Raw genomic sequence first — 24,349 nt, forward strand, 5'->3', positions numbered from 1 at the left:
TTTGTTCTCAAAGACAACAAAGAGACTTCCAACACGCTTATCCCCTAAGCTAAACGGCAGCCTATTGATGAACGATAGCCAGAGAAATCGTGGTAGTGAACAATGAACCTTCTACCATCGATGAGCATGGCTCTTAGGTGCATAACGCTGGGCATAAGGTGCGCCACGACCAACACACCAAGCACACCGAACTCCATACCAAAACCGCCGAGTGTAACGCGTCACCCTTGATGCCTTTGTTACATGCGGCTTATTAAATATTCCCACCATGGCTATCGTTTAGCTTTAAAATGTCTTAACCAACTACCAATTATAGAAAGAACAAAGATAAGAAATGATGAAAAAAATCCGTGATAAAAATACCCCTCTCCTTTTTCATCAATTACTGCACTTCTGAAAGATGGCTCTGCATACATGTCGTAAATCCCAAAAGCCATAAACAAAGCAACAATCAAACTAAAATAGTTAATAAAACGTACTTTATATGAAATCAGAAGAAAGACTAACCCAATGACTATACTTGTAATCCAAAGATTTCCATATGATGGAATCTTATCCGACACTTCAGCATGACAAATATTTGGGACTATAGCTAATAAAAGACAGACAACCTTTTTCATTCTACTACTTCCAAATCAATTTTTATTTTACTGGACTTAATATAGCTAAGTATTTTATCAGTTTGTCTATTACCGAGAACTCCACCACCAATGTCGATACAACCAGCAGAACCTTTCATATCACCACCATGCAAGAAAAAATTATCCCTTCCATATGTTTTTGTAGCTGGCTTGGGATGAAGGCGTACACGCCAATCCCCCCAATCTCCTTTCGAACGCCTCGCCAAATCACCAATCAAGTTAGGGTCACTCATTTCTTCCGGGTTGATATAGTACATGCCTACAGGAAGAGGCCCTTCAAATGACTTAGCCTGACAAGCTGTCGAAGCCTTATTCAAACAGTTACCACGCCCACTTGTCGCATTAACAACCATAGAAAAGCAAGGAGTAACTAATGACAATTTTCCATTTCCAATACTGAATATAATTTTCATTGTTTCATCCACCAAATAATACTATTCAGTGATGAAAATACCTTCTACTGCTTAAAGGTAAAGAAAGATAGTCACGTGGTTGAGTATCTTTAGAGCTACTTCGCATGTAACGCCTGCGATAAGCGGCGCGAATTTAACTTTACTTACTATAAACGCCGTAATCACGGAGCCATTTCAAACCAAAACTGCCGAGTGTTCGCGTCCGTTTGATTGCTTTGTTATGCAACTCCATCCAATGATTCGATCATACTTGGCCGAAGACCTTTCCACGCGTGATGAATTTGCGACATGCAGTCAACAAACGCAGATCCTGATATTTCCAATTTACTTTCAACGCTTTGAGCCAGACCAACTTGCATGACATCCTGATACGGTCTTGATTGGCTGCTGCACCGAACTATGGGTAAAGACAAGCAACAGCACTTTCAGAGCAGAGTAACGCTGACAACTCAATGCTGAATTGCTTGAGCAAAAGGCAGAAAAGGACAATACAACCAGCTGTTCTCCGAACTTTCTGGCAGCCTTTCGCTAAACGAATGACCAGAGAAATCGTGGTAGTAAACGGTGAACATTCAACCATTGATGCACTTGGCTCTAAGGTGCATAACATTATATTCTACGAAACCTGTTCGCTAATTCCGTTCATATATTCTTTTCGTAATCTCCGACAGCCCTTCACGAACACAAATACTCAATAAAACAACTACTCACATTTCAAGTTCACAAAAACTGCCTCAGATATACCGACTTGAGTTCGCATATCCAGCTTAGGACGTTACTTCACATGCAACTGATGTATAAGTGTTTTTCATCTCAATGTGAGTGGTAACCAAAATCACCGAATTGATTTCTGAAGATATTGAACAGAGTAAATTTGTTGTCTAGCCTAAACCAAAACAACTGTATGGATAACCAGTTCAATGAAAGATATTCCTCAACCTTTATCAGCCATTAATAGTAACTTTATCACAGAACTAACATCATTCATTCGGGTACGTGGACTTTCGTATTCGACAGAAAAAACCTACGTACATTGGATTAAGCGGTATATTAACTTCTGTGGTTACCGAGCTCGACAAGACATATCTTCTGCTGACATCAGCCGCTTTCTTGAGTATTTAGTAATTGAAAAAAATGTCTCCCCCAATACACAGAAAACAGCCCTCAATGCTGTTGTTTTTCTTTGCCGAGAACTACTTAAGCAAAATACTGAATCCTTGAAGTATAAAAGGTCGAAGAAAGGCCCCAAAATCCCTGAAGTATTCACCCACCATGAAGCGATCACTGTGATTAACGAGCTAGCCGAACCAGCCAAATTAGTCGCACAACTTATGTATGGTAGCGGACTACGGGTCAATGAAGCACTCAGACTACGAGCTGCCGATATCGATCTGGAAACGCATTCTATAACAGTTCGAAATGGGAAAGGTAACAAAGACAGAAAAACGCTACTTCCTAGTATGCTTGTCAGATCTATTAAGCAGCAGTTGGATTTAGTCAGAGTTCTACATGATAGAGATTTGGATAAAGGCTTCGGCGAAGTCTACATGCCCTACGCTCTGGCTCTTAAATTTCCGACACAAGCTAGGGGTTATGGTTGGCAGTATCTTTTTCCTGCTTCTAAATTAACTGTTGATCCGCGCTCTGGAAAGATGATGCGTCATCACGTTACAGACCGTACGGTTCAAAAACATGTCATGAGAGCAATTCATAAGGCTAAGATTATCAAAAAAGCAGGTTGCCACACGTTTAGGCACTCTTTTGCTACCCGGTTACTTGAAAAAGGGACAGATCTTAGAAATATTCAGGAATTACTAGGGCATTCGGATATCAAAACTACCCAAATCTATACTCATGTAGCTGGGCTGCACAAGAGCGGAGTCAGGAGCCCTCTAGACAACTGATCTGTATCAATTCAAAGAAGCAGATACGCTACCGCCGAAGATACTCAAATCCCTACAATCTGCCTAGTTATTAAGGCAAATCGTACCATGATTTAAGCGTTCAGAAAGAGTCAGTTTCGCCTTATGCGAACTAAAACAATGAATTAGCATCGTAATATAAGTTCTATCTACTTATATGAAAACAAAAAAGCCTTATGTTCATACATAAGGCCTTTAAAAGATCAGCAGATAGCTCAATAGAAGTGCTTAATCTAAGTCTTCAACTTCTTCTGCTTCTTTTTCTTCATTCGCTTTGCGCTGAAGCGCTTTACGCTTGTTACGCTCAATTTGATTTTGCACGAACTCAGCTAAAGTCTTCTCTGCCCATTCGGTCGCTTCTGCTTCGGTTGCGAAGCCCGTTTCACGTTTAGAGATAGTTGTACGACGTGCAGTGATCTGTCGAATAATCTCAACCGCCCAGCCATTTCTTTTCTCAACTACGCGGTAATCAAATTTTTTGCCGTTTGCCATTTCATTTTCCTAGGAATAACTCAAGGTGGAAGCACTTGGTATTGAATCTACAAATTCAACGCTCTGGAAAGCACTCCCCCTTTGTAAGAGCGGTATTAGAACACAATTAGTGCCAATAAAGAATGATGAATTACAAATCTAGCTGCCAACGTGCCAATGGAGCTTCTTTGCTGATCCCTTCTCGACCCCATCTATCCACACTATCTACAACCAGTATGCGATTAGGACCAGGCACCAATGACTTCAACAGGTTACTAACCTTCTTTGATGTCAGTAACCATAAGGATTCATCGTTTTTCAGTAGCTCTTCAAGTGCTTGTTTATCCGCATCGGTCCATTCCAGCTCAGGTTGAGTAAATCTCTCGACAACGAATAACTGGTTACCAGAGGCGAAATCTTCAAGCTCTTTGGAGAGCAATATCACTGAATCAATCTCCGCTTCAAACAAGTCATTCTGCTGGCTAGTTATCATCTTTCGAACGTCTAACATCAGCCGTTGCTGGTTAGCTTCTATAACCTTTGCCTGCTCGGGCCATACTCGTTGTAAATCATGGCTAACAATCGCAGCCATACGGCTCAGATTGGCAGGGTTTAGCCAGGTAAACATCGACGTTGTACCATCATCCAACCGCAAAGCTGCAACGCCTTGTGCTCGTGGAGAGATCGCTTGAGAGGCATCTACCTCAATAATCGCTATATTCCCCTGACGAGCATGAACATATAAGGGGTCCTGAGGCCAAGTTGCTCCCATAGTCACTACTACCCTCGCCTCCTGTGCAGCCTTGGCTGTTTGCTCTGCGCCTTTTCCGTTAAACCAGTTCGGCAGTCGCTGGATGCCGTATCGCTTGGGTGGCAAATACCTAGTTGTAATAGCCGTACCTTCTGTCAGTTCTGAAGCTAGCATGTACGTAACGGGTGTCGCCGTTAGAATATCTTCTGCCTGCACCGAGGCTGAAACCAATCCAGTAGCAACCAGAGAAGTAAGACAAGTTAACTTGGCTAATTTTTCTTTGAATTGAGTTGTCATTACTTGATCATCCCTTTCGTACAATACGGTAGAAGGTGGCAGTTAAGAAGAACACAGCCGACACGATAATAATGGCGGCCCCAGATGGTACTGGCAGTTTAAGTTCCATCGGAAGAATGGTGCCAACCAAGCAGCTAACCGTGGCAAGAAGCGCCGACATTAATACGAAATCACCCATGTTTTTGGTAAGCAAACGCGCCGTTGCTCCCGGTATTAACAGCAATGCACCTACTAGAACCGCACCAATAATTTTCACTGAAGCAATCGTCACCAGGGTGATCATCATGACAAACAAATAATCATAAAAGTTAGTGGCATAGCCTCTTACTCGGGCAATATCTGGGCTGATGCACGTTAACAGAATACGATTAAATGTCGGGATCAGCACCAGCACTATTAACAAGCAGCTGAGTGCCAACACCAATATATCTTGATCTGTTACAGTCAAAATCGAGCCGAACAGAACGTTTTCCAGCATATGAATATTGATTTTACGCGCGACGTACATCAACAGCGCAGCACCCACGGCCAGTGCCAATGCCAAAAATACACCCACCAGTGTATCGTAAGGCACATTGGTGCGATTACGGACAAAGTGAAGCAACAGCGCGAAAATCATGCAGAAACTAAACAAGCCAATGATCGGGTTTTCTGGCGGTTCTCCCAGCAACACGCCCAAGGCGATACCGGTCAATGCCGCATGTCCGACAGCTTCGGAGAAAAATGCCAACCGCTTTGCTATCACCAGAGTTCCGAGTCCACCAAGAAGCGGTCCTAACAACAACGCTGCAACGACAGCATTTACCATAAAGGCATAAGAGAAACTTTCGCTTAGCCAGCCAGCATCAACGCCTGATTGTGCCCAATTTCGGATAAAGTCCATCATGCTACATTCTCCAAAGCACAGGCATCCGCTTGCGATGCACTTGTGTAATGGTTAAACAAGCGCTCTATTTTTTCGGGTACCAGAACCTCAGAAACCGATCCGCTATCAACAAGCTGTCGGTTAACAACATGTACGTGAGCATCCAGCCGTCTCACCGCCGTGACGTCATGGTGAACAGCCAGTACCGTTTTCTGCTCCGAAACAAGCTCCGTAATCAAAGACTCAAGATAGCGAACCCCTTGTTCATCCATCCCGGTAGTCGGTTCATCAAGAACCAGCAGATCAGGATTATCCAGCAATGCCTGGGCAAACAATACGCGCTGCTGTTCGCCTCCTGATAGCTGTCCCATACGACGATCAGCACGCGCCGCCATCCCTACTCGCTCCAACTGCGCCAACGCATGATCCTGCTGTTTTGAGCGGTTACGCCAGTTTGGCCAGAACAAAGGTGTCCGACTCTGATTTAACAAGATAAAGTCCATAACGGTTAAAGGCAGGCTGGATTCAAACACCGCTTTTTGCGGTACATAACCGACCTTACCTTTCACTTCAGGCCACTGAATGCTGATCTCACCCGAGAACGGCGTTAAGCCAAGAATTGAGCGTAATAGCGATGTTTTACCGCCACCGTTTGGTCCCATCACTACATGGCATTGGGCTGCCATGAATGAGTGGTTGATATCATGCAAAATGGTATTGTCGCCATATTTCAGGCCGACATTATTCAAACAAATACTCGGACCCACGATTAGTTACCTTTCTTATCAGCCGTAAACTTCATCGACTCAACCAAAGTATCAAGATTCGCTTTCATCTCTACCTCAACCTTTTTGGTGTTATACGGGCCATGTGTCATGTGAGAAAAGCGATACAGCTGAACACCCGTTGCCTTTTCGATGGTATCAACATAACGGTTTGGCATATTCAGCTCATAGAAAAGCACATCAATACCAGATTGTCGGATCTTCTCGATTGTTTCCTGAAGCTGGCTGGCACTCGGTTCGACACCATGAGCAGGCTCGATAACCGCGGCAACATCAATGCCAAATTCCTGTAGCAGGTAACCATAGGCATTATGCGTGGTCGCAACCACCATGCCGCTGGTATCCAGGTCACCCAGCGTGGTCATAGCTTCATGTTTGAACTTGCGGAACTTGGTCGCGTAACGACGGGCATTACTGCGATAATAACGAGCATTTTCCGGATCTATCTTCGCCATCTCGTTGGCGATGGTGTACACCTTCTGGATAGTTGTCGACAAGCCAACAAAAGTATGGGGATTCACCGCACCATCTCCTACCGATTGACCGATAGCAGGTAGTAATGGCACATCCTTGTTCGCTTCTATTACCAGCAGATCATCACGGTTTGCCGCCTGAATTACCTTCAAAGCAAAATCATCATGGCCAATGCCATTGACCACAATCACGTCCATCTGTTTCAGGCGTCGAAGATCGTTCGGCTGGGGCTGATAGTTATGCGGATTAAAACCGGCATCAACCAGCGGCAGCACATCCACCTTATCGCCAACAACCGCCTTTACGTAGCTATAGTAAGGCTGGAGAGTAATACCTATGGTGAGTTTTTCTGCTGCCTGAGCCAAGGTTGCTCCTACCAACAGCAATACAGCTGACACTGCTTTTAGCATGAGCTTACTATTTTGTTTTTTAATCATATTTATTATCTGGTTTTGCATATGACTCTTTATATTGCTTGTTACTAGCTGTTTCATAGCGGATACCACTCGCATTTGCCGCAGGATTGGCAAAGTGAGTCTGTTAATGAGGATGATTTTCTTCTTGGGCAGTAAAGACAACCTGTTTCCAGCCGGCATCTATAAGCGCAGCGGGATCTGTCAGGCCTTCAATCGAAACAGAGCGTGCTGTTTCGCCAAAATCCAACCAAACATCAGGCAATGCCAGCAAAGAATAAAGAACAACAGAAGCCGCGCCTTGCTGTTGCTGACGAATACCCAGGTAGGCACCGGAGTCGTTATTCAGCCACCGATGCTGGCCTTTGTGCTGCCAGCTCTTGTCCTTTACAAATGGTGCCAGCCAAAGCTCTTCTAACTCGCTGATGGATGGCCAGCTATCAACACCATCAAGTTCAAGGCTATCCTGGCGAATATTACGTATTTCTTCGTGGGCCAGGCGCAAATCGGCAATCATCGCCAACTCCTGAGGCTCAAGCTCTTGAATAGATATTTGATGAAAGGCCAGCGCTAGTTGCTCAGTTGATGTCTGATGGTATGGAAGCAAGATTGTTGCTATCAGAAGTATGACTGCAATCGACAATGCAACCCACTTCCCTTCACGGCCGCCATCATCGGCACTGACTGATTCGCAGATCATTTTTCTGAAATCTCGACAACATCGACCTCAACCGGATTTTCATGCCCTGCATCAAAAACCAGATAGAAGTCAGTGCCAGGCAGCTCAAACTCAGCAATTGACCGCTTGTCTGTTGATACCTTGGCTATCAGGTTGTCATCGTAGTCGAACATATCGACGTTATAATCAACCGCTGAGCTACCATCGCTGTATCCTGCTTGGCAAACCACTTTGTCAGTTTCAAGCCAGCAGCTCATGAGAGGAAAATGCGCGTGTGCCGACGCGGAAAAGAGACCAGATAGAGCAAGCAGACTAGCACGCTTTTTCGTCATTAATTTCATAATTAATCTCAACAGCTTAAATAAGAAAGGAAGGAATGAATAGCCTGCTTTCACAGGCTATTAAATTACTGAAGAATTGCTTCAAATGTCAGGTGCACATTGACGCTCGAAATATCGGCTAGCGGGTTATCAGTCAGCTCACCTTTGTAGTTCGCTTTCATCAACCAGCGACCTGCCGTGTCAGGCGTGAACGTCACCATCCCTTGCTTATCGCTGACGACATCAATTTGCTCCTGATGGTTGCGATACAACGTCCCTTCACGAGTGATCTCGGCTGTTACACCCTGTTGTGGCTCGCCGTTGTAAAAGAACTGAAAAGTAACTTCTTCACCCTCAACGATATCTGATGGGTGCGTTACCGGCACAAGTTCCAGATATTTTCCCTCCAGCTCAAATGCTTTGGTCGTCGGCTTGCCGACAGTGACATAGGTTTCTGCGCGGGTATAACTAACTTGAGTAATGACATCACGAGCTTTTTCCGGCAGAACCTGGGCACGCTCAGCCTTATGGGCTTTCATCCACTTTACCGTGTCGCGCCGACCCGCCTTATACTTCGTGTAGTATGATGGAACGTTATTAACACGTACTTTGTGTGTCCCTTCTTCTTCAAAATAGAAGTCAAAAATCGAGCGTCGTTTGCCCTTGGTGACATAAGAAGGGTACTGAATACGGCCATCCGGCATAATGATTTGGCCGGTTTCACTACCTGCCGGTTTGTCGAATACAAAGGTCCCGTGTGACGCTGTCACATCGAAGGTCAACCAATCACCGCCCTCTTTTGATACGGTAAAGTGAGATGGCACAATCCAACGCGGGTGAGCATTGGCTGTTGCCGTCACGGCCATGCCGGCAACAACAGCACACGCTACAGAGAGCGCTTTAATTTTTTTACTCTTGATCATTTTTGATGCTCTTAACTAACGAGAAACTAAACAAATGGAAAATCGAACTCATTTATCGGGCAGATACTAATCGTTGACGCTGTAGTGCAGAGTGATAGTGCCTGTCTCTTCGGTCGGTGCTAGCTGATGAGTAAAACCTGATTCACCGAGTTGTATTTTCTGGCGAATATAATTTCGACCACCGTGCTCACGAACTACTTCGGTATAGAAGGTATATGTCCCTTGCTCTACCCGGTTACCGGCATCATCCAAACCATCCCAAACGAATCGGTACTCACCTGCTGGCCGAGTTGCTGAAGTCACGGCATCGACTAACTCACGATCATAACGGCCGACCTTTCGCCACCAGCTGCGAAGATCTTTAAGCCACTCATCTTTACCAATCCAAAGCTGAACGGTTCGGACCGGTTTTCGCTGTTGATTTTCAATCCACACCGCCACATATGGCCGGGCATACATCGAGGTATTTATTGCTGGTAATTCAAATTGAATATCCATCGAAGCACTATCAGGAATAGGTTTCGCGTGGGCAGAGAAAGCCAGTGGCAGCGCAACAGAAAGCGCTATAAGCGGCTTGGAAATAAAGGTCATGGGAAATCCTTTTAATACTTAGCTGCTGGCCTTAAGGAACAGCCAAAAAGAAAACCAACAAAGAAACCAATGAGCCCAGCGCCGTCCATTTCAATGATATCGCCAGGGTCTTTTTCTTGGGTAACAACAGGCAAACACCCGTAAACACAAAGAGCACCATCAGCAAAGCAGTAATATCGATAAACCACTTCCACACTTCGCCACTGTTACGTCCTTTATGGAGATCATTAAGAACGGCAACAACGCCATAATGTGATTTTTCGATCACCGCTTCTTTGGTTGTTAAATCGACAAAGACGGTGGCATTAAAGCCCGGTCCTTTGTAATCAAGTGAAATTTCACCCTCTAGCAGCCCACCCTCCTCAACATCGGTAAAGACCTCCATCGCTGAAGGGGTACCCGACATATCAGCGTACTGTTGCAAGTAGGTAAGAAACCTCTGCTCGCTCGGCACAAAAGGGGCTTTCCCTGACTGTAATAACGAATCAGGTAGCAACAAGGTGAGTTCTTCGACTGCAGGTTGGCTCTTCACAAATAGCTCGGGCCGATTTAGCGTAATACCCGTTACTGAGAAGAACAGCACGATAAGCAACAGAGCCATCGAAATATAGATATGGAGGCGACGCGCCCAAAGCTGAACCGCTTTATTTTTTAGCAGCATGATAGAAAACAACTAACAGTCACAAAATGTCATGCGGCTTAATTTAATTGATAATTGTTTTCATTGGCATTCAATTTACATTGTTTACGTAAGCGGGCAAGGTCTCCCCTGCCCGCTATAAGCCATTAAAACCAGAGTGAAATTACTGCTGTTTTTCCTGCAAGTGTTGTAGCAGTTGGTAGGCATCAACAACACCACCGGTAGCCGACAGCTCCGAGAACGGCACCATCACTTCCGGTGTGGCCGGATTTTTAACCATGTGACCCTCGTAAGTTCTTACCGTTTCTAGAATGGCTTTCTTCAACTGACGACCTTTCAGATCCGGGAAGTAAGTCAGCGCAAGCGCTGCAACGCCTGATACAACCGGTGAGGCCATGCTGGTTCCGCTGAAGGCCTGATAATTGTTACCTGGTGTGGTAGACATGATCTTATAGCCAGGGGCAAATACATCGACACTGTCTTTACCAAAGTTGGTAAAGCTCGTCGCCAGCCTCTGATCTTTGTAATTACCCGATGCGCCGATATCTAACCAGGTGCCAATCCGGTGTCCCGGATAGTAGAGAGGGAAACGGTTCGGATAGCTCGGTTTGATATCGTTATCGGTGTGGCTGTTTCCCGCAGAGTGAACCAACAATACACCGCGGCGTGACGCGTAGCGGAAGGCTTCATCCACAACATCCTTGTAAGGCGAATACGCCTTGCCGAAGCTCATATTGATGATTTTTGCGCCATTATCGACAGCGTAACGTACCGCATTGGCAACATCCTTATCACGTTCATCACCATTGGCCACAACCCGTAAAGCCATAATCTTCACGTTGCTTGCCACTCCGCGTACACCCAACTGATTGTAGCGATCAGCCGCTATGATCCCAGCCACATGCGTACCGTGAGATGCGTCAGGACCAATGACATCATTATTACCGTATCGGAACTGCCAAGGGTTGTAGGGCTGATCTTTGACTATCTCGGCACGAGGGTCATAATCAAGGTTGTAGTGATAATCCACCGCAGAACTGTAGCGCTCCAACATGGAATCCATGTAGTCAAACGAACGCCATGTCGACAAAGTCTGTACCAAATATTCTGCAGCTTTCATCACTTCAGGATCATCACTGCTAACTAGCTCAATGGCCGCCAATGAGAAATCCGTCTGTCCATGCTTATTCTGCAGCACAGCTTTACTTGCCTGAGCCTCATCATACATCGCCTTGAAGGCCTGATACTTACTGTTTGCCGCTTCAGACTCAGCCAGATATTCCTTCTCGACATCTGCAAAATAGGCTTTCTCGTCAGGCGTTAACCAAACACCGTAATCTTTATAGGCCTGATAACGTTTATATTCTCGGGTTACTGCAAGCGTATCGTAGGCAACATGAGAGCCATCACGCCCGCCTATGAAGTTCCACCCATAAACATCATCAACATAACCGTTGAAATCATCGTCAAAACCATTGTTCGGGATCTCACGTGGATTTTCCCAAATTTTGCCCTGCAGATCCTCATGGTGAACATCAACACCCGAGTCAATCACAGCTACCACAACCGGCTTATCACTTGGGGCTAACGTAATGGTGTCGTACACACGGTCAACACTCGAACCTTCAATGCCATTCATTTCCGGGTCTAAGTTAAACCAGTCACCATCAAGCTGTCCTGCAGCATCACTGAGGCTTCTCTTCGAACGAGTCCGCTGCTCTTTTATGACGGGCTCAATGATTGTCCCTTTCACCGTGGTTAATTCTTCAAATGGAACAGGCGGGACGCTGTCATTCGCTGCTAGAACAGGAAAAGAAATTGCCGCCATTACAGCCGCAGAAATAGCCGAACGATAAAACTGTCTTGCTTTCATTATATTTTCCTTCATATAACATTTGCGTAGTTAAGTTGTTGTTCTTATTTGCAATTTAAAGCGAGACAGACATTAACATTGTTAATACCAATGCATGACAGATACGTATCACACTTAGTTATAACCAATTTACTCGTCCTACAGCTCTGGAGGTAGGAAATAGGAAAGGCAATCTATTGAGGAAAACAATCAATTATAGGAAGCAATCAGAAAAAGAATAAGTCATCATCAACCCATTTATTCCACTTGCGCACTACATCACGATTTTGCAGACAAAAAGACTCGATTTGTACCTGAATCGAGATATAACTGTTTGATTATTTACAAGCGCAAAAAAAGTAATAATGCAATCAATTAATGGAACCACGCTCACAACAAAAAACAAACTATGATATTGATAAATAACAGATTAATTCAAAAAATGCATGATTATCAATATATGGCAAATATGTTATGCCAGAGAAAAATGTCCGGCAACCTTTCAGGCTGCCGGACTTATTATCTGAAATCGGGCTTACTAACGAGATAAGGATATTCAGCTCGCTAAGCTATCACCACAAACCCGCTTTTGAACATTCATCGGTGCCGGTTCATAATGGCTCAGTGTCATACTAAAGCTGCCTTCACCTCCTGTAATGGCCCGTAACCGCTGAGAGTAATCCTGCAGTTCGTTTAGCGGCGCCTTGGCGTCCAGCGTTGTCTGATTATTCGGGGCAGCATTTGTACCGATAATTACCCCCCGGTTACCCGCAAGATCTCCGGTAACATCACCAACCGCCAGAGTCGGCACAACCAAAGACAGCTCAACAATCGGCTCCAGCACGATAGGGCTGGCTTTGTTGACAGCATCCAGGAAGGCTTTCTTGCCCGCAATCACAAAGGCGATTTCCTTCGAATCCACCGAGTGATATTTGCCGTCGTAGACGGTCACCTCTATATCCCGAATTGGGTTACCGGATATCGCCCCTTCGTCAACGGCCTGCCGAATACCCTTTTCGACCGCAGGGATCAGGGCGGTCGGAATAGCGCCACCAACCACTTTATTAACGAACACAAAGCCTGATTCTGGCTCTAACGGACGCACCTTAAGCTGCACCTCACCAAACTGCCCGGCACCACCACTCTGCTTTTTATGCCGATAATGTCCTTCCGCAGGTTGTGTGATCGTTTCGTAGTATTCGATACTTGGTTGGGCCGCTGAAACTGGCAATTTATACAAAGATTCCATCTTTTCGAGGGCGATTTTCAGGTGAAACTCACCCTGCCCGCTGAGTAAGGTTTCATTGGTGCGAGTGCGATGCTCAAGCCGAAGCGTCGGGTCTTCCGCCACTATTTTGTTCAGCACTTCAGAGAGCTTTTGTTCATCCCCCCGTTTTGTCGGCCTAATCGCCTGGCTATACATAGGTTCAGGGAAACTCAGGGTCCGCATCCTGATGTTGTCTTCATCATGAGAATCATGAATAACAGAGTCAAAATAGAGGTCATCGACTTTTGCCAACACACAGAAATCCCCCGCTTTCGCACTGGAAATTTCAATCCGTTTTTTACCCTGTAACTGATAGAGGTGGCCAACCTTGAATGCCTTATTGCTCTCGCCAACATACAGCTGGCTGCCTGCGTTTATCTCCCCCTGGAAAACACGAATATAGGCAAGTTTACCTAGGTACGGGTCGACACTCACCTTGTAGACATGGGCCACACTGTGATCCAGCTGATCACAGTCAACTTTGACTTGTTTGCCTTTTTTCTCCAGCAGAGGTGGATTACCTTCATCCGGCATCGGCATGATTTCGGCCAACGTTCTCAGCAACAGCTCGACACCCGCCCCGTTCTCGGCAGAAACAAAACAGACAGGAATGACGTGCCCGGTGCGTAGCGCCTCCTCAAATGGGTCATGCAGCTGTTGTGGTGACAATTCCGAGCCTTGCTCGAGATATAACTCCATCAAGGCTTCGTCGACTTCAATCACCTGATCGATGAGCCGCTCATGCACATCCGTTACGCTATCAAACAATACAGGCTCATCGTATTTAGGCGCATAGTAACAGTCGATTACCTTCTTCCCATCTGCTGACGGTAAGTTAATCGGTAAACAATTACTGCCGAAATGGGCAGCAACTTCAGATACGAGCTCACCTATCAAATGCGAATTTAAGTCGAGCTTGTTGATGATAATCATCTGACATTTTTGCTGCTCTTGCGCAAAAGCAAATAGCCGCTCCGACACCTGATTTAAAGGCGTGTTTGCATCAAGTACCAAGGCAGTCGCCTCAACGGCAGGAAACACACTCAAACTACGGCCAAGCAGCTCTGGTAAGCCTGGTGTGTCGAGGATATTCATTCGGTGTTTTTGCCAGGTAAGTGCCACAGGCGTGGCTTCGATGCTGTGCTGATACTGAATAGACTGGGGATCAAAATCGGTTATCGTGTCTCCGTCTTTGACTGTCCCCAAGTGTGTGGAAGACCGAGACTCATACAATAGACGCTCGATTAACGTCGTTTTCCCAACCCCGCTTTGACCAATAAATCCTACGTTACGTATTTCATTAACAGACATAGATGCCCCCTAGAAAAAGAAAGACGAGAGATTTCACACGTTACATTGCGTTAGTTGGCGGTTTAACCGCCTCATCGTCTTCCAAGTCATTTTCCGTATGGGGATATCCATAATCGAACCATTCAGTGACCAGTTACTTATAGCTTAACCCGACTCATGGTAATTGCTGTGAGTTATGTTGTTTTCTCGAATATAAAAAAGACCTCTTTTGAAAAAGAGGTCTTTTCAGAATCAAACACTAAGGAAGCCATCGGCAATTGACTTAAGCGAAGGATAAAAGAGTTTCTAGCTGTCCATTTTGCGCATTTGGCTTAGATACTTAATCCAGCTTTTCGACGCTGAGGTCGATTTAATGTTATTGGCCAGCTTGGCATGAATAATTGCTTTGTCATAATTCTCAAGCTTGTAGTAGGCACGTACCTTTGCCAGCTCGATATCGTCCTTGCGCCCTTTCAGGGTCACCTTATCCAGTTCGTCAATTGCCTTGCGATAATGCCCTTCCTGAAGCAGTAACTGGGCCAACGGCCAGCGGTGTTTATTATCTAGCTCCGCCGCCTTTGCCCACGTCGAAATCGCTTTATCCCACTCCTTGGCCATTTGCCAATACATTGCCTGAGATGATACCAACTCAACATCGGTTTTTGCCCCTTCCAACTGGGCATAAATAACAGCAGCCCTTTCGGGGATGCCGCGCTGAGCATACAGCTGCGCCAGAGTTTTCAAATCCTGCTGACTCAGTTCAACGCCCTGACGTTTTGCCAGAGCCAAGGTATCCAACGCATCCCTCGAGCGACTAAGCCGGAGCTGGATACCCGCCGTTTGTTGCCACCATACCGCTTTGTCGGGCTCTAGCAGAATCAAACGCTGCAAGGTTGGCAGAGACTCACGCCACTTCTGGAGTTGAAGCTGAGCACCCAACTTCATTGACAGGGGCTGGACTTCATCAACGCGATTAAGCTTCTCATAGGTTGTCATTGCCGACAGAACCTGTTTCCACTCACTGATCTGATAATGGGCCTGAACAATCCGCAGCCATAGCTCATCGGCTTTCTGGTTCTCGGGAATTGCCTTGGACAACTGGTAATAATGTGGCAAGGCGCGTTTGAACTGTTCATCAGACAACAAAATATCAGCCAGCATGCGCTGGGTAACCCAAGCCTGCTCGTCTTTCAACAAACCGCTCTCAACCGCTTTTGAGAGGTTGGCAATGGCATTTTTAACATCGCCTTTCTGCCAGTAGAAAACACCCAGCATACGCTGCACAAAGGCGGCATCGTAAGCTTTGGAGGGTGACATCTCCGCCAGCAGCGCAATGGCCTCACCCAGCTTCTCTTCTTGCTGCAGAGTTTGGGCTCGCTGAACTTTCCCTGCCGTGTACCTTGATAGTTCTGCCTGAGCAGCCCCCGCGACCAATACCAGAGCAAGTGCAATTACGAATTTCTTGATCATTTTTGTATCTTAAACTCCAGTCTGACAGTTTGACCCAACTGAGCAATCGCTTTACCATCCACAATCTTAGGCTGGTACTTCCACTTCCGTAGTGCACGAATCGCCTCTTTTTCAAACAAACGTCGAGGCTGGGCATCCTGCACCTTCAGATCAGTCGGTCGCCCCTGCGGGTCAATGGTAAATGAAATAACCACATAACCTTCAGTCCCCCGTTTCATTGCACGAGCCGGATAACGTGGCTCTACCCGATAGAGTGGCATTGCCTGTTGATTAGAACCGAAGTCCGAAAACGTCGGAACATTAATCGCCAAGCCTGAAACAGCGGTATCCAAGGCCAGGCTTGGCATCGTCGGTGCCACTGTCGTCGCCGTAGTTTGTGAGGCCGTCGGCACAGCTTCAGGAGGCGGTTCCGGGGTATCCGGTTTTTCAGGAGCAACTCGCTGACGGCGCTGAGCTTCGCGCTCCTGCTCGACCATCACCATGTCAAAGGCGAGGAATTGCTTCTCTTCAGGTGCTCGTCGATGGCCGTTATCAACCATCCAGGCCATAAAGGTAAACAAGCCGAGAGCCATTGCCAGCGCAACAGGCAAAGCAATCAGTAATCGCAACATCAGCGTTTCTCCGCTGCCAGCGCAATCTTCTTCACCCCGGCCCCTTTGGCGGCATCCATCACCTTAACAACGGTGCCGTTGTAGGCATGCTCGTCAGCCTGGATGACCAAAGACGCTTCTGGCTGCTCCAATAACAGGTGTTCAAGGGTAGCCTGAACACGCTCGACATCCACCACCCGCTTATCAATATAGATATCATTGGCAGAAGTGATCGCGATAAAGATCCCGGCATCTTTCTGGCTAACGACATTGCTGGCCTGCGGACGGTTGACCTCGACACCGGACTCTCGAACAAACGAGCTGGTCACAATGAAAAAGATCAACATGATAAAAACAATATCCAGCATCGATGTCAGATCAACCTGGGCTTCTTCCCGAGCAGAAGACGGACGACTCAGTCTCATCACTGACTCCTTAATAACTTTTCTAACTTGAGTTCACGAAGGTGGCAGGCCTTCGACAGACGCGCGTGTACAAACATACCGGCCAATGCCGCGACCATTCCGGCCATCGTCGGCAAGGTCGCCAATGATATGCCCGACGCCATCAGACGTGGCTGGCTGCTACCCTGCGTAGCCATTACATCAAACACTGAAATCATACCGGTGACTGTGCCAAGCAAACCCAGCATCGGACAGATAGCTACCAGCACCTTGATGAGATTCAAATTCTGATTCAGGGCAATGCGCGCTTCACTCAACCAACCGTCACGCAGTGCATGAGCATACCAGGACGTCTGATCTTGTCTCGCATGCCACTGCGATAGCCAATGGTTCTTTTGCTTTGGGTAGGTGATGAGCAGGTATAGCACCCGCTCGGTCACCAGCAGCCAACTCACGACAACCACAGCAGCCAGCCACCAAAGCAACTGGCCACCCTGACTCATGAAGTGCTGCAGTGAATACCACCAACCCTCGAAGCCCGCAGCCTGCAACAGTGGTACCTCAAAAAGACTCGATCCCATTAGGCTGCGTTTCCTGCTTTTTCTGCTTGCTGGGCAACAAGGCTGATGCCCTGCTTCTCGAGAATGTTGCGGATAGTCTCAGCCTGAGTGCTCAAAATATTATGAGCCAGCAATAATGGCATAGCCGCAATCAGACCCAGTACCGTGGTTACCAGCGCCATTGAAATACCGCCTGCCATCACTGTCGGATCGCCGTTACCAAACTGGGTGATCACCTGGAAAGTTTCAATCATCCCTGTAACGGTTCCCAGCAGGCCAAGCATGGGTGCCAGAGCCGCCAGCAGTTTCAGCATCGACAAGCCTTTTTCAAGCCCTTGCTGCTCATCGACTATGGTTTCCAGCAGGCGCAGCTCAAGAGCTTCCACCGAGCGATTCTGCTCTTTGTCATACACGCCCAGTACACGACCCAACGGGTTGTTGCCTGGCTTGGTCGGGTTCTTCAGCTGAGATTTGATTTGTTGCCTGATAACGAGCAGTTTCATCCCGCGGAACAGTGCAATAATGGCACCAACAGCAAGCAGACCAAGTATGATCTTGCCCACAACACCACCATGCTCAAGACGATCTTTCAGCTCAGGCGAGTTAGCCAGTTGCTCTAGCATGATGCCGCGAGACGGGTCGACAACCGCTGTTTGCAACCCAGATTGCACCAGACCGTTAAGGCTCGCATAGGCTGGCCCGTCTTCTGGTTGTTTCAGGTATGGCTTGGCAACCTGACGCTTGCCGTCCCATGCTAAGTAGCCTTGCTCACCAATCAAACCAATACTACCTAATCGGTAAGCTTGCGTTTCGGACTGGTAGCCCTCGCCGTTGATATAAGGCACCGATACATCACGTAGCTCTGAGCTTGCCGTGATCTGATCGGTTATTCCCAGCCACAGGCCATTAAGCTGAGACATCGAAGGCAAAGCTTTGGCATCAACAATTTGTTCAACGACAGAATGGTAGGATTTGCGATCAGCGCTGGTGACCGAGAATGACATTTCGGCATCAAGATCTTTGGCAGCTTGACGTACCACCCCAAAAAGCTCACCCAGACTGCCCGTTTCAAGTCGGAGCTGCTCTTCCAGCTGAGCCAACTTATTCTCGTTGTCACTGAAAGTCTCGCTAAGCTGCTCTGTTTCTTTCTGCAACTGGCTACGCTGTGCTTTCAAGGCAGCCAGTTTTGCTTTGACCTGCTTTTCCGTTAATTTAAAACCCGCTTCACGCTCGGCATTATGAGCCGCTTGTACATTCTGTGCCTGTTGTGTTTTTTCAACCAGCGAGTCAGTGGCAGAAGCGGCAAACGGAAGAGTAAATAGACATAGAGCTGTTGCTAACGCTTTGATTTTCATTATTTCGTCTCCACGTTAACAGATACAGGCAAGGTGATCAGGCTCGGAGCGGCCTGCTTTGAAGCAATGGCATACGCCTTATCGATATCGGTAGAGAACTGCGAATCAAGTGTCTGCCAGTCGTTCTGGCTATCATTCCACGCCCAGTAGCGTTTGCCATCGAGGCTACGAGCCACCAGCGAAATACGTCCCAGATACAGCAGATCCGCTTCGATCTTTTCCTGCTCGGAAAGTGCTACCTGTCCCTGGTAAATCCCCATCTTGGTGCCGTAATCCATTTCAATCTGGTAAGACTCAAGAATACGACGATACTTCTCTGCATCACTGATATCGGCCTGCGCCATCATCAGCTCGAGCTTGGCAATACGAGCCAGACGCTGGTCACGACGAATAGGTTTGTCATTGGCAACAATGTCTTTCAACCCTGCGATCATGTTGTACATCAAAGGCACAACGCCTTGCCGCGTCTCCTTAATGCCCGTGATCTGATCATTGAGGCTTTCTGCTTCGGTATTTTGACTGTCTACCAAGCGCGCAAGGTGGTCGCGGTACACCATCAGGTTTTTTACTTCTTCCTGAAGCTGTTCAATCTCAGCCATCGTCGACAAAGTCGCTTCGGCACTCTTATCAATTTTCTTCTGGCTCTTTGATGATGCCGCGTTGATCTTACTTTCAATCGCTCGGGCATTATCGAGGTTATCGGCGTTTACGCCCGCGCAAAGGCCGATCATCATCAACGCGAGGCTAGTTTTTTTTACGTTCATCTGGCAGTTAATTTCTTATGAGAATGCACAAAAATAAAAAATTCACTCCGTGAATTTCACATATGTTAAAAACAAATATGCCCGACAATGCCGGGTAACGAGATTTAATCTTAATTGAAAACGAATATCATTTAAACAATTTTCAGCATTAATGCTGTAAAAGGGAGAAGCCGAAACTTCTCCCTTATCACTTATTCCATTAGTAACGGAATTGTAGTGTCGCCATATAGTTACGGCCTTCACCCAGAATCGTTTTGGTCTGGCTGCCGCCTGCCAGGTAATCCTTGTCGAAGACATTTTCAACATTTAATCGCATAATAACATCCAGGTTTTGATCATATTTAATCGTATGAGCCACACCTGCATCTACACGCGTATATCCGTCTTTCTTATATGTGTTCTGCGAATCACCGTAACGGTCACCGACATAAATAACACCCAGATTTGCATCCGTATTATTCGATACTGAGTAGCGAGACCAAATGCTTGCCGATAGCTCAGGCACATCCGCCGGACGCTTGCCGTCTTTCAATGCATCTGTCGGATCAACAATCTCTGCATCAAGGTATGTCATGCTACCATTCAGCGCCAGTTTGTCAGTAACAAAACCTGAAGCGCTCAGCTCGGCACCACGGTGTTTCTGCTCACCAACCTGTGTAGTGATCGTCTCTTTGTCTGCTACACCGGTAACGCTTTCCGTCAGGACTTTGTTCTCCTGGGTAATATCGAAGATGGCACCCGAGACAAATAACCGGTTATCCAGCAGCTCCCACTTGGTACCCAGCTCGTACAGCTTACCTTTAACCGGATCCAGCTCCATACCGTCGTTAACATCTGTCTTGTCATCAACCGGATCTTCCGGCTCGAAGCTCTCGGAATACGTCAGGTAGATTGAACCGTTAGACATCGGATGATAGATAACACCAGCTTTCGGCAATACATTGTTGTAGGTATCTTCACTGGTCTCGGTTTTGTCAAAACGCACACCGGCCAGTACCTGCCACTGATCATTGAATGTGATCATATCCTGCAGATAGATACCGTAAGAATCACGCTCTGTCGGATCTTTCACTTTACCGTTGCTGTAGTGCAGTTCAGCAGGCTTATCCATTGGCTGACCCACCGTCGCTTCGTAACCTTTCAGGTACTCGCTCTGAGTCTTGTAGTAATAACCTAACCAGTTGGCTCCAACCAGCAACTGATGGCTAACGCCCAGCGCATCGAACTCGCCGACAAAATCCATGTACGCGGTATCGAACTGCCAGTTATCCCAGCGGTCATAGGCGTTATAGGTAAAGGTCCCTGTCGATGCATCATAGGTATCCGGTTTCGAGAAGCTCTCGATATCACGGCGCTCAAAGTCCTGATGGTTATAGCCCGCCGCAACACGCCAGCTCTCAGTCAGCTGCGCGTTGACATCAACACCGATATTTTCGACATCATTTTCAATGTTTGACCACTGGGCATCCCAGATATGCCCTTCGCCCAGTACAGGCTTACCATCAACAATATAAGCACCGGTATCGACGCTGCCGTCATCGTTCGTTTTGTCGTAATGGAACGAAACGGTAATATCATCGTTCACGTCGTAATCAACAAACAGGCCACCGACGAAACGTTCAGTCGACGGTGTGCTGCCGTCGTTATAGTGGCGCCAAGAATCATAGCTTTGCTTGGCAACAACAGCGCGGGCACGCAGTGTTTGTTCGTCATTTAAAGAACCACTGACATCGGCAACAGTGCGTGAGGCATTATTCGAACCAATATCCTGGCTAACCGTTACCTGTGTATCAAACGTTGGCTTTTTCGATACCATGTTAATCAGACCGCCAGGAGCAGACTTACCGTAAAGCAGGCCAGCCGGGCCTTTCAGTACTTCAACACGCTCAAGCAGTTCGATTGGCTGACGGTAGTGAGACCAGTGCTGCTTACCGTCACGCAGGAAGCTATCGCCGCTGCTCAAGTCAAAACCACGAAGCTTGAAAGTCTCACGGTTACGGCCTTTACCCCCTTCAGAAACACTGGAGTCATTCTTCAGCACTTCACCCAATGTGCTGGCGCGCTGCTCTTCGATCAGCTGCTCGTCAATGATTGCCACCTGCCCCGGAGTTTCCAGCTGACTTGCCTCAATCCGCATCGCACTGGTATTGGTATCGGCTTTGTAACCATAGTCATGGCCCGTTACCACCATGTGCTCGTCAATATCTGCTGACTGGGTCTGCGTCTGAGCATGAACAACAGGTGCGGATAGAATCGCACCAATCAATAAAGTCAGCTGACTTTTAGAAAACATATTCCGTTACTCCAAATAGTATGAGGTCCCAGCCCTGATTTGTTTTGATTATCCAAAGGCCTGAGGTACCCACGTACGCCTTTTCGGCGCTGCTGCAAAATACGGAAGGGAATATAAGTGATAAGTATTACCATTTGCAGTTAATTTACATTCTTTGCATTTGGTAAATTTATGTCAACGACGGTCAAATAACGCCTGGGAATACCCATGTAAAGAAGTGCTACCTAGAGGAAACCACAGCCCAATAATCACCAAAGTGATATTTCGACCAATCACGGGTATAATGCCGCCGATTTTATTGATTTACGCGGTATGAGAAGTGACAGAAGTAAACCTAGACGAAGTGCGTCGCCAACTAACAGAGCTTAACTACAAAGCTGATAAGATCCGAATTGTTACCGTATCGGCTATGGATGACGAGCTGCTGGAAAGCTGCACTACCACAGAAGGTGAGTGTTTCTACAACAGCTATATGAATGTTATCTACGGCAAAGGTGAGCGTTATGTATTAGGTTACCGTTGCGAAGAGACCATTGTCGATCACGCCATTATTCGCAAAGGGGATAAGTATTTTGATCCGACCCTTCAGGCCGAAGGTGACTTTACATCGTATCAGTATGCTATTTTGACCGAATTCACCGTGTTTGACATGATGAAGCATGCCAAGTCCAACAAGGACTTTCCGCCAGATGTCGACTACCTGCTGAGAAAGGCAAGCAAGTTCAAGAACGTTATTGACGCAGATAAGCTTCGTAAATAATCACCTCCACACTCTTGGCAAAGTACCTCTAACCTCAGCCTACTTATCATCGACAAGTAGGCTGAGCTTGTCATTCAGCAATGATGCTTATTTCTCAGGACAACAACGAGCATTCAAGCCCCCTACCTTCTTAAGCCGCACGAAACAGTAAGCAAATTCGCAGCCCGCCTGATTCCCGATTTTCAGCCCTGACATGGCCTTTCATCATCGTCATGGCTTCCTTCACGATTGCCAGTCCAAGGCCGTACCCGCCTGATTGCTTGTCTCGCGCGGCTTCAAGGCGAGTGAAGGGATCGAATATTTGCTTGAGATGCTGCTCCGGGATCCCTGTCCCGTCATCTTCGACCACCAGCTGTACCCAGCCATTGGCATTAGTGACCGACAAACCAATCACCGCCTGCTCGCCGGCATATTTAATCGCATTACCGAGCAAATTCTTGATAGCCCTGAGCAACAAACGGTTATCCGCCATTGCCATCAATGTTGCATGATTCAAGTCACACTCAAGCTGCTGCTCGGGGCCGAGATTGTGCTGCAACTCGAGCACCAAGTGGTGACAGACGGTTTCAAGCTGAGTAGGCACAAGGTTCACCGAGTAGCTGGCATTTTCCAGCTGACTATATTCGAGAATTTCCGTCACCAGCTCATTCATTTCATCTGATTCACGCTCCAGACGGTCAAGCAATTGCTGGCTATCTTCCGGCAGTTTTCTTCGTAATAAATGCAAAGCCAGGTTATGACGGGCCAAGGGCGTTTTCAGCTCATGAGACACATCCCGGATCAGTTGTTTTTGCTTCTGGGCCAAACCGTGGATACGCTGAGTCATGTGATCGAACGAATTAGCCAGCTGGCCGAACTCCGTGACACTGTCACCCACCTCACTACCAACCCGAACACTGAAATCCCCTTCTGCTAACCGATTACTGGCATTTTGCAGCTTATTCAGTGGCCGCTGCAGGTAGCGAGCAAGCAATAACGAAAAGACACTGAGGATCAAAATCGCGATAGCAATCTGGATCATCGCGAAGTAATAGGGGAAATGGCGAGCCGGATGATATTCATGGGGAAACTGGATCACTATTTCATGCCCGGTACTTAACGGAATAGAAATAACGGGCTGGTTAACCCGGTTCTCGAAGGTCGTATCTAGCTGCCTAATAAAGTTAAGCTTGAATTCAAAATGCGGGTGCATTTCCCGGCCGCTGATTGTGCGACGCTCTTTATCAAGCACAAATAAATAATACTCCTGCCCCCGTTCCCAATCGGCAAGCTCGTCCATATCCCCTTCTTCAATCATCACTTCGGCCTGCTCTGCCAGCGAAAGCATCTCGGTCTGAATTCTCTCGGGAACATGTAGCAAGGCCCTGATCAGGGCAACCTCGGCAATATTTTGCAATACCAGGATTAAAGTCAAAATAACCGCAAAGTATGAAAACAGGCGAAAAGCCAGACCGTCACGATCTCCAAGGAAAAACAGCGTGCGGATTTTTGGAAGGCGAATAGGTATCATTCTACTTATCAATTAACAAACAACGCGCCTACCTTACCACAGCTTCCCG

The 24,349-nt window shown here is 47.0% G+C and carries 24 protein-coding genes; 2 read left to right on the forward strand and 22 right to left on the reverse strand.

Going from position 1 to position 24,349, the window contains the following annotated elements; all coding sequences use genetic code 11:
- Positions 1–272: 272 nt before the first annotated feature.
- Entirely contained in the window at positions 273–620 is a 348-nt protein-coding gene (locus tag EIZ48_RS16395; protein ID WP_160653594.1) for a hypothetical protein, read from the reverse strand.
- The gene (locus EIZ48_RS16400) at positions 617–1,054 is read right to left on the reverse strand and encodes a tlde1 domain-containing protein (RefSeq protein ID WP_160653597.1); all 438 of its coding nucleotides are present in this window, start codon (positions 1,052–1,054) and stop codon (positions 617–619) included. The genes EIZ48_RS16395 and EIZ48_RS16400 overlap by 4 nt, the downstream gene beginning before the upstream one ends.
- 920 nt (positions 1,055–1,974) lie before the next feature.
- Here EIZ48_RS16400 and EIZ48_RS16405 point away from each other — a divergent pair.
- The gene (locus tag EIZ48_RS16405) at positions 1,975–2,958 is read left to right on the forward strand and encodes an integron integrase (protein WP_160653600.1); all 984 of its coding nucleotides are present in this window, start codon (positions 1,975–1,977) and stop codon (positions 2,956–2,958) included.
- A 246-nt stretch (positions 2,959–3,204) separates the two neighbouring features.
- On the opposite strand, the gene EIZ48_RS16410 is transcribed toward EIZ48_RS16405, so the two are convergent.
- The 19 genes from EIZ48_RS16410 to EIZ48_RS16500 all read right to left on the reverse strand — a co-directional run bounded on the left by EIZ48_RS16410 (position 3,205) and on the right by EIZ48_RS16500 (position 22,030).
- Complete coding sequence (locus EIZ48_RS16410) at positions 3,205–3,468, reverse strand: DUF3622 domain-containing protein (protein WP_160653603.1); 264 nt, start codon at positions 3,466–3,468, stop codon at positions 3,205–3,207.
- Between the two features lie 130 nt (positions 3,469–3,598).
- On the reverse strand, positions 3,599–4,495 hold the full coding sequence (locus EIZ48_RS16415; protein WP_205298596.1) for a metal ABC transporter substrate-binding protein: 897 nt from the start codon (positions 4,493–4,495) through the stop codon (positions 3,599–3,601).
- A 7-nt stretch (positions 4,496–4,502) separates the two neighbouring features.
- Entirely contained in the window at positions 4,503–5,378 is an 876-nt protein-coding gene (locus EIZ48_RS16420; RefSeq protein WP_160654041.1) for a metal ABC transporter permease, read from the reverse strand.
- A complete protein-coding gene (locus EIZ48_RS16425; protein ID WP_338046930.1) occupies positions 5,378–6,130 on the reverse strand; it encodes a metal ABC transporter ATP-binding protein in 753 nt (250 codons plus the stop codon). The genes EIZ48_RS16420 and EIZ48_RS16425 overlap by 1 nt, the downstream gene beginning before the upstream one ends.
- Positions 6,130–7,029 (reverse strand): metal ABC transporter solute-binding protein, Zn/Mn family, encoded by a 900-nt coding sequence (locus tag EIZ48_RS16430; RefSeq protein WP_205298600.1) that lies wholly within the window; start codon positions 7,027–7,029, stop codon positions 6,130–6,132. Before EIZ48_RS16430 ends, EIZ48_RS16425 begins: the two co-directional genes overlap by 1 nt.
- Before the next feature lie 130 nt (positions 7,030–7,159).
- Complete coding sequence (locus EIZ48_RS16435; protein ID WP_160653613.1) at positions 7,160–7,732, reverse strand: DUF6162 family protein; 573 nt, start codon at positions 7,730–7,732, stop codon at positions 7,160–7,162.
- Complete coding sequence (locus EIZ48_RS16440; protein ID WP_160654043.1) at positions 7,729–8,043, reverse strand: hypothetical protein; 315 nt, start codon at positions 8,041–8,043, stop codon at positions 7,729–7,731. The genes EIZ48_RS16435 and EIZ48_RS16440 overlap by 4 nt, the downstream gene beginning before the upstream one ends.
- Positions 8,044–8,117: 74 nt before the next feature.
- On the reverse strand, positions 8,118–8,954 hold the full coding sequence (locus EIZ48_RS16445) for a DUF4198 domain-containing protein (protein ID WP_160653616.1): 837 nt from the start codon (positions 8,952–8,954) through the stop codon (positions 8,118–8,120).
- 66 nt (positions 8,955–9,020) lie between these two features.
- Positions 9,021–9,545, reverse strand: a complete 525-nt coding sequence (locus EIZ48_RS16450; RefSeq protein WP_160653619.1) for a DUF2271 domain-containing protein — start codon at positions 9,543–9,545, stop codon at positions 9,021–9,023.
- A 31-nt stretch (positions 9,546–9,576) separates the two neighbouring features.
- Positions 9,577–10,206: a PepSY-associated TM helix domain-containing protein gene (locus tag EIZ48_RS16455; protein ID WP_160653622.1), complete on the reverse strand. Its 630-nt coding sequence runs from the start codon at positions 10,204–10,206 to the stop codon at positions 9,577–9,579.
- Between the two features lie 142 nt (positions 10,207–10,348).
- Positions 10,349–12,058, reverse strand: a complete 1,710-nt coding sequence (locus EIZ48_RS16460; RefSeq protein ID WP_160653624.1) for a S8 family peptidase — start codon at positions 12,056–12,058, stop codon at positions 10,349–10,351.
- 535 nt (positions 12,059–12,593) lie between these two features.
- Positions 12,594–14,615, reverse strand: coding sequence for an elongation factor G (gene fusA / locus EIZ48_RS16465; protein ID WP_160653627.1), 2,022 nt, complete (start codon positions 14,613–14,615; stop codon positions 12,594–12,596).
- A gap of 285 nt (positions 14,616–14,900) precedes the next feature.
- Entirely contained in the window at positions 14,901–16,064 is a 1,164-nt protein-coding gene (locus tag EIZ48_RS16470) for a tetratricopeptide repeat protein (protein WP_160653630.1), read from the reverse strand.
- A complete protein-coding gene (locus EIZ48_RS16475) occupies positions 16,061–16,675 on the reverse strand; it encodes an energy transducer TonB (protein WP_160653632.1) in 615 nt (204 codons plus the stop codon). The genes EIZ48_RS16470 and EIZ48_RS16475 overlap by 4 nt, the downstream gene beginning before the upstream one ends.
- Complete coding sequence (locus EIZ48_RS16480) at positions 16,675–17,079, reverse strand: ExbD/TolR family protein (RefSeq protein ID WP_007466201.1); 405 nt, start codon at positions 17,077–17,079, stop codon at positions 16,675–16,677. Before EIZ48_RS16480 ends, EIZ48_RS16475 begins: the two co-directional genes overlap by 1 nt.
- Positions 17,079–17,639, reverse strand: coding sequence for a MotA/TolQ/ExbB proton channel family protein (locus tag EIZ48_RS16485; protein WP_160653635.1), 561 nt, complete (start codon positions 17,637–17,639; stop codon positions 17,079–17,081). Before EIZ48_RS16485 ends, EIZ48_RS16480 begins: the two co-directional genes overlap by 1 nt.
- Complete coding sequence (locus tag EIZ48_RS16490; protein WP_160653638.1) at positions 17,639–18,973, reverse strand: MotA/TolQ/ExbB proton channel family protein; 1,335 nt, start codon at positions 18,971–18,973, stop codon at positions 17,639–17,641. The genes EIZ48_RS16485 and EIZ48_RS16490 overlap by 1 nt, the downstream gene beginning before the upstream one ends.
- Positions 18,973–19,737, reverse strand: coding sequence for a DUF3450 domain-containing protein (locus EIZ48_RS16495; protein WP_160653641.1), 765 nt, complete (start codon positions 19,735–19,737; stop codon positions 18,973–18,975). Before EIZ48_RS16495 ends, EIZ48_RS16490 begins: the two co-directional genes overlap by 1 nt.
- A gap of 199 nt (positions 19,738–19,936) precedes the next feature.
- Positions 19,937–22,030, reverse strand: a complete 2,094-nt coding sequence (locus EIZ48_RS16500) for a TonB-dependent siderophore receptor (protein ID WP_160653644.1) — start codon at positions 22,028–22,030, stop codon at positions 19,937–19,939.
- Between the two features lie 319 nt (positions 22,031–22,349).
- On the opposite strand from EIZ48_RS16500, the gene EIZ48_RS16505 reads away from it, so the two are divergent.
- Positions 22,350–22,790, forward strand: coding sequence for a hypothetical protein (locus EIZ48_RS16505; RefSeq protein WP_075767242.1), 441 nt, complete (start codon positions 22,350–22,352; stop codon positions 22,788–22,790).
- A 130-nt stretch (positions 22,791–22,920) separates the two neighbouring features.
- Here EIZ48_RS16505 and EIZ48_RS16510 read toward each other — a convergent pair whose 3' ends face one another.
- Complete coding sequence (locus EIZ48_RS16510; RefSeq protein ID WP_160653646.1) at positions 22,921–24,300, reverse strand: histidine kinase sensor domain-containing protein; 1,380 nt, start codon at positions 24,298–24,300, stop codon at positions 22,921–22,923.
- Positions 24,301–24,349 lie beyond the last annotated feature (49 nt).

Source organism: Photobacterium alginatilyticum (genome assembly GCF_009910675.1).
Lineage (GTDB): Bacteria > Pseudomonadota > Gammaproteobacteria > Enterobacterales > Vibrionaceae > Photobacterium > Photobacterium alginatilyticum.

Excerpts from the sequence above, each read along its gene's own strand:
- EIZ48_RS16395 (WP_160653594.1), bottom strand. The coding sequence starts at position 620 with ATGAAAAAGGTTGTCTGTCTTTTATTAGCTATAGTCCCAAATATTTGT.
- EIZ48_RS16400 (WP_160653597.1), bottom strand. The coding sequence starts at position 1,054 with ATGAAAATTATATTCAGTATTGGAAATGGAAAATTGTCATTAGTTACT.
- EIZ48_RS16405 (WP_160653600.1), top strand. The coding sequence starts at position 1,975 with ATGAAAGATATTCCTCAACCTTTATCAGCCATTAATAGTAACTTTATC.
- EIZ48_RS16410 (WP_160653603.1), bottom strand. The coding sequence starts at position 3,468 with ATGGCAAACGGCAAAAAATTTGATTACCGCGTAGTTGAGAAAAGAAAT.
- EIZ48_RS16415 (WP_205298596.1), bottom strand. The coding sequence starts at position 4,495 with ATGACAACTCAATTCAAAGAAAAATTAGCCAAGTTAACTTGTCTTACT.
- EIZ48_RS16420 (WP_160654041.1), bottom strand. The coding sequence starts at position 5,378 with ATGGACTTTATCCGAAATTGGGCACAATCAGGCGTTGATGCTGGCTGG.
- EIZ48_RS16430 (WP_205298600.1), bottom strand. The coding sequence starts at position 7,029 with ATGCTAAAAGCAGTGTCAGCTGTATTGCTGTTGGTAGGAGCAACCTTG.
- EIZ48_RS16435 (WP_160653613.1), bottom strand. The coding sequence starts at position 7,732 with ATGATCTGCGAATCAGTCAGTGCCGATGATGGCGGCCGTGAAGGGAAG.
- EIZ48_RS16440 (WP_160654043.1), bottom strand. The coding sequence starts at position 8,043 with ATGACGAAAAAGCGTGCTAGTCTGCTTGCTCTATCTGGTCTCTTTTCC.
- EIZ48_RS16445 (WP_160653616.1), bottom strand. The coding sequence starts at position 8,954 with ATGATCAAGAGTAAAAAAATTAAAGCGCTCTCTGTAGCGTGTGCTGTT.
- EIZ48_RS16450 (WP_160653619.1), bottom strand. The coding sequence starts at position 9,545 with ATGACCTTTATTTCCAAGCCGCTTATAGCGCTTTCTGTTGCGCTGCCA.
- EIZ48_RS16455 (WP_160653622.1), bottom strand. The coding sequence starts at position 10,206 with ATGCTGCTAAAAAATAAAGCGGTTCAGCTTTGGGCGCGTCGCCTCCAT.
- EIZ48_RS16460 (WP_160653624.1), bottom strand. The coding sequence starts at position 12,058 with ATGAAAGCAAGACAGTTTTATCGTTCGGCTATTTCTGCGGCTGTAATG.
- fusA (WP_160653627.1), bottom strand. The coding sequence starts at position 14,615 with ATGTCTGTTAATGAAATACGTAACGTAGGATTTATTGGTCAAAGCGGG.
- EIZ48_RS16470 (WP_160653630.1), bottom strand. The coding sequence starts at position 16,064 with ATGATCAAGAAATTCGTAATTGCACTTGCTCTGGTATTGGTCGCGGGG.
- EIZ48_RS16475 (WP_160653632.1), bottom strand. The coding sequence starts at position 16,675 with ATGTTGCGATTACTGATTGCTTTGCCTGTTGCGCTGGCAATGGCTCTC.
- EIZ48_RS16480 (WP_007466201.1), bottom strand. The coding sequence starts at position 17,079 with ATGAGACTGAGTCGTCCGTCTTCTGCTCGGGAAGAAGCCCAGGTTGAT.
- EIZ48_RS16485 (WP_160653635.1), bottom strand. The coding sequence starts at position 17,639 with ATGGGATCGAGTCTTTTTGAGGTACCACTGTTGCAGGCTGCGGGCTTC.
- EIZ48_RS16490 (WP_160653638.1), bottom strand. The coding sequence starts at position 18,973 with ATGAAAATCAAAGCGTTAGCAACAGCTCTATGTCTATTTACTCTTCCG.
- EIZ48_RS16495 (WP_160653641.1), bottom strand. The coding sequence starts at position 19,737 with ATGAACGTAAAAAAAACTAGCCTCGCGTTGATGATGATCGGCCTTTGC.
- EIZ48_RS16500 (WP_160653644.1), bottom strand. The coding sequence starts at position 22,030 with ATGTTTTCTAAAAGTCAGCTGACTTTATTGATTGGTGCGATTCTATCC.
- EIZ48_RS16510 (WP_160653646.1), bottom strand. The coding sequence starts at position 24,300 with ATGATACCTATTCGCCTTCCAAAAATCCGCACGCTGTTTTTCCTTGGA.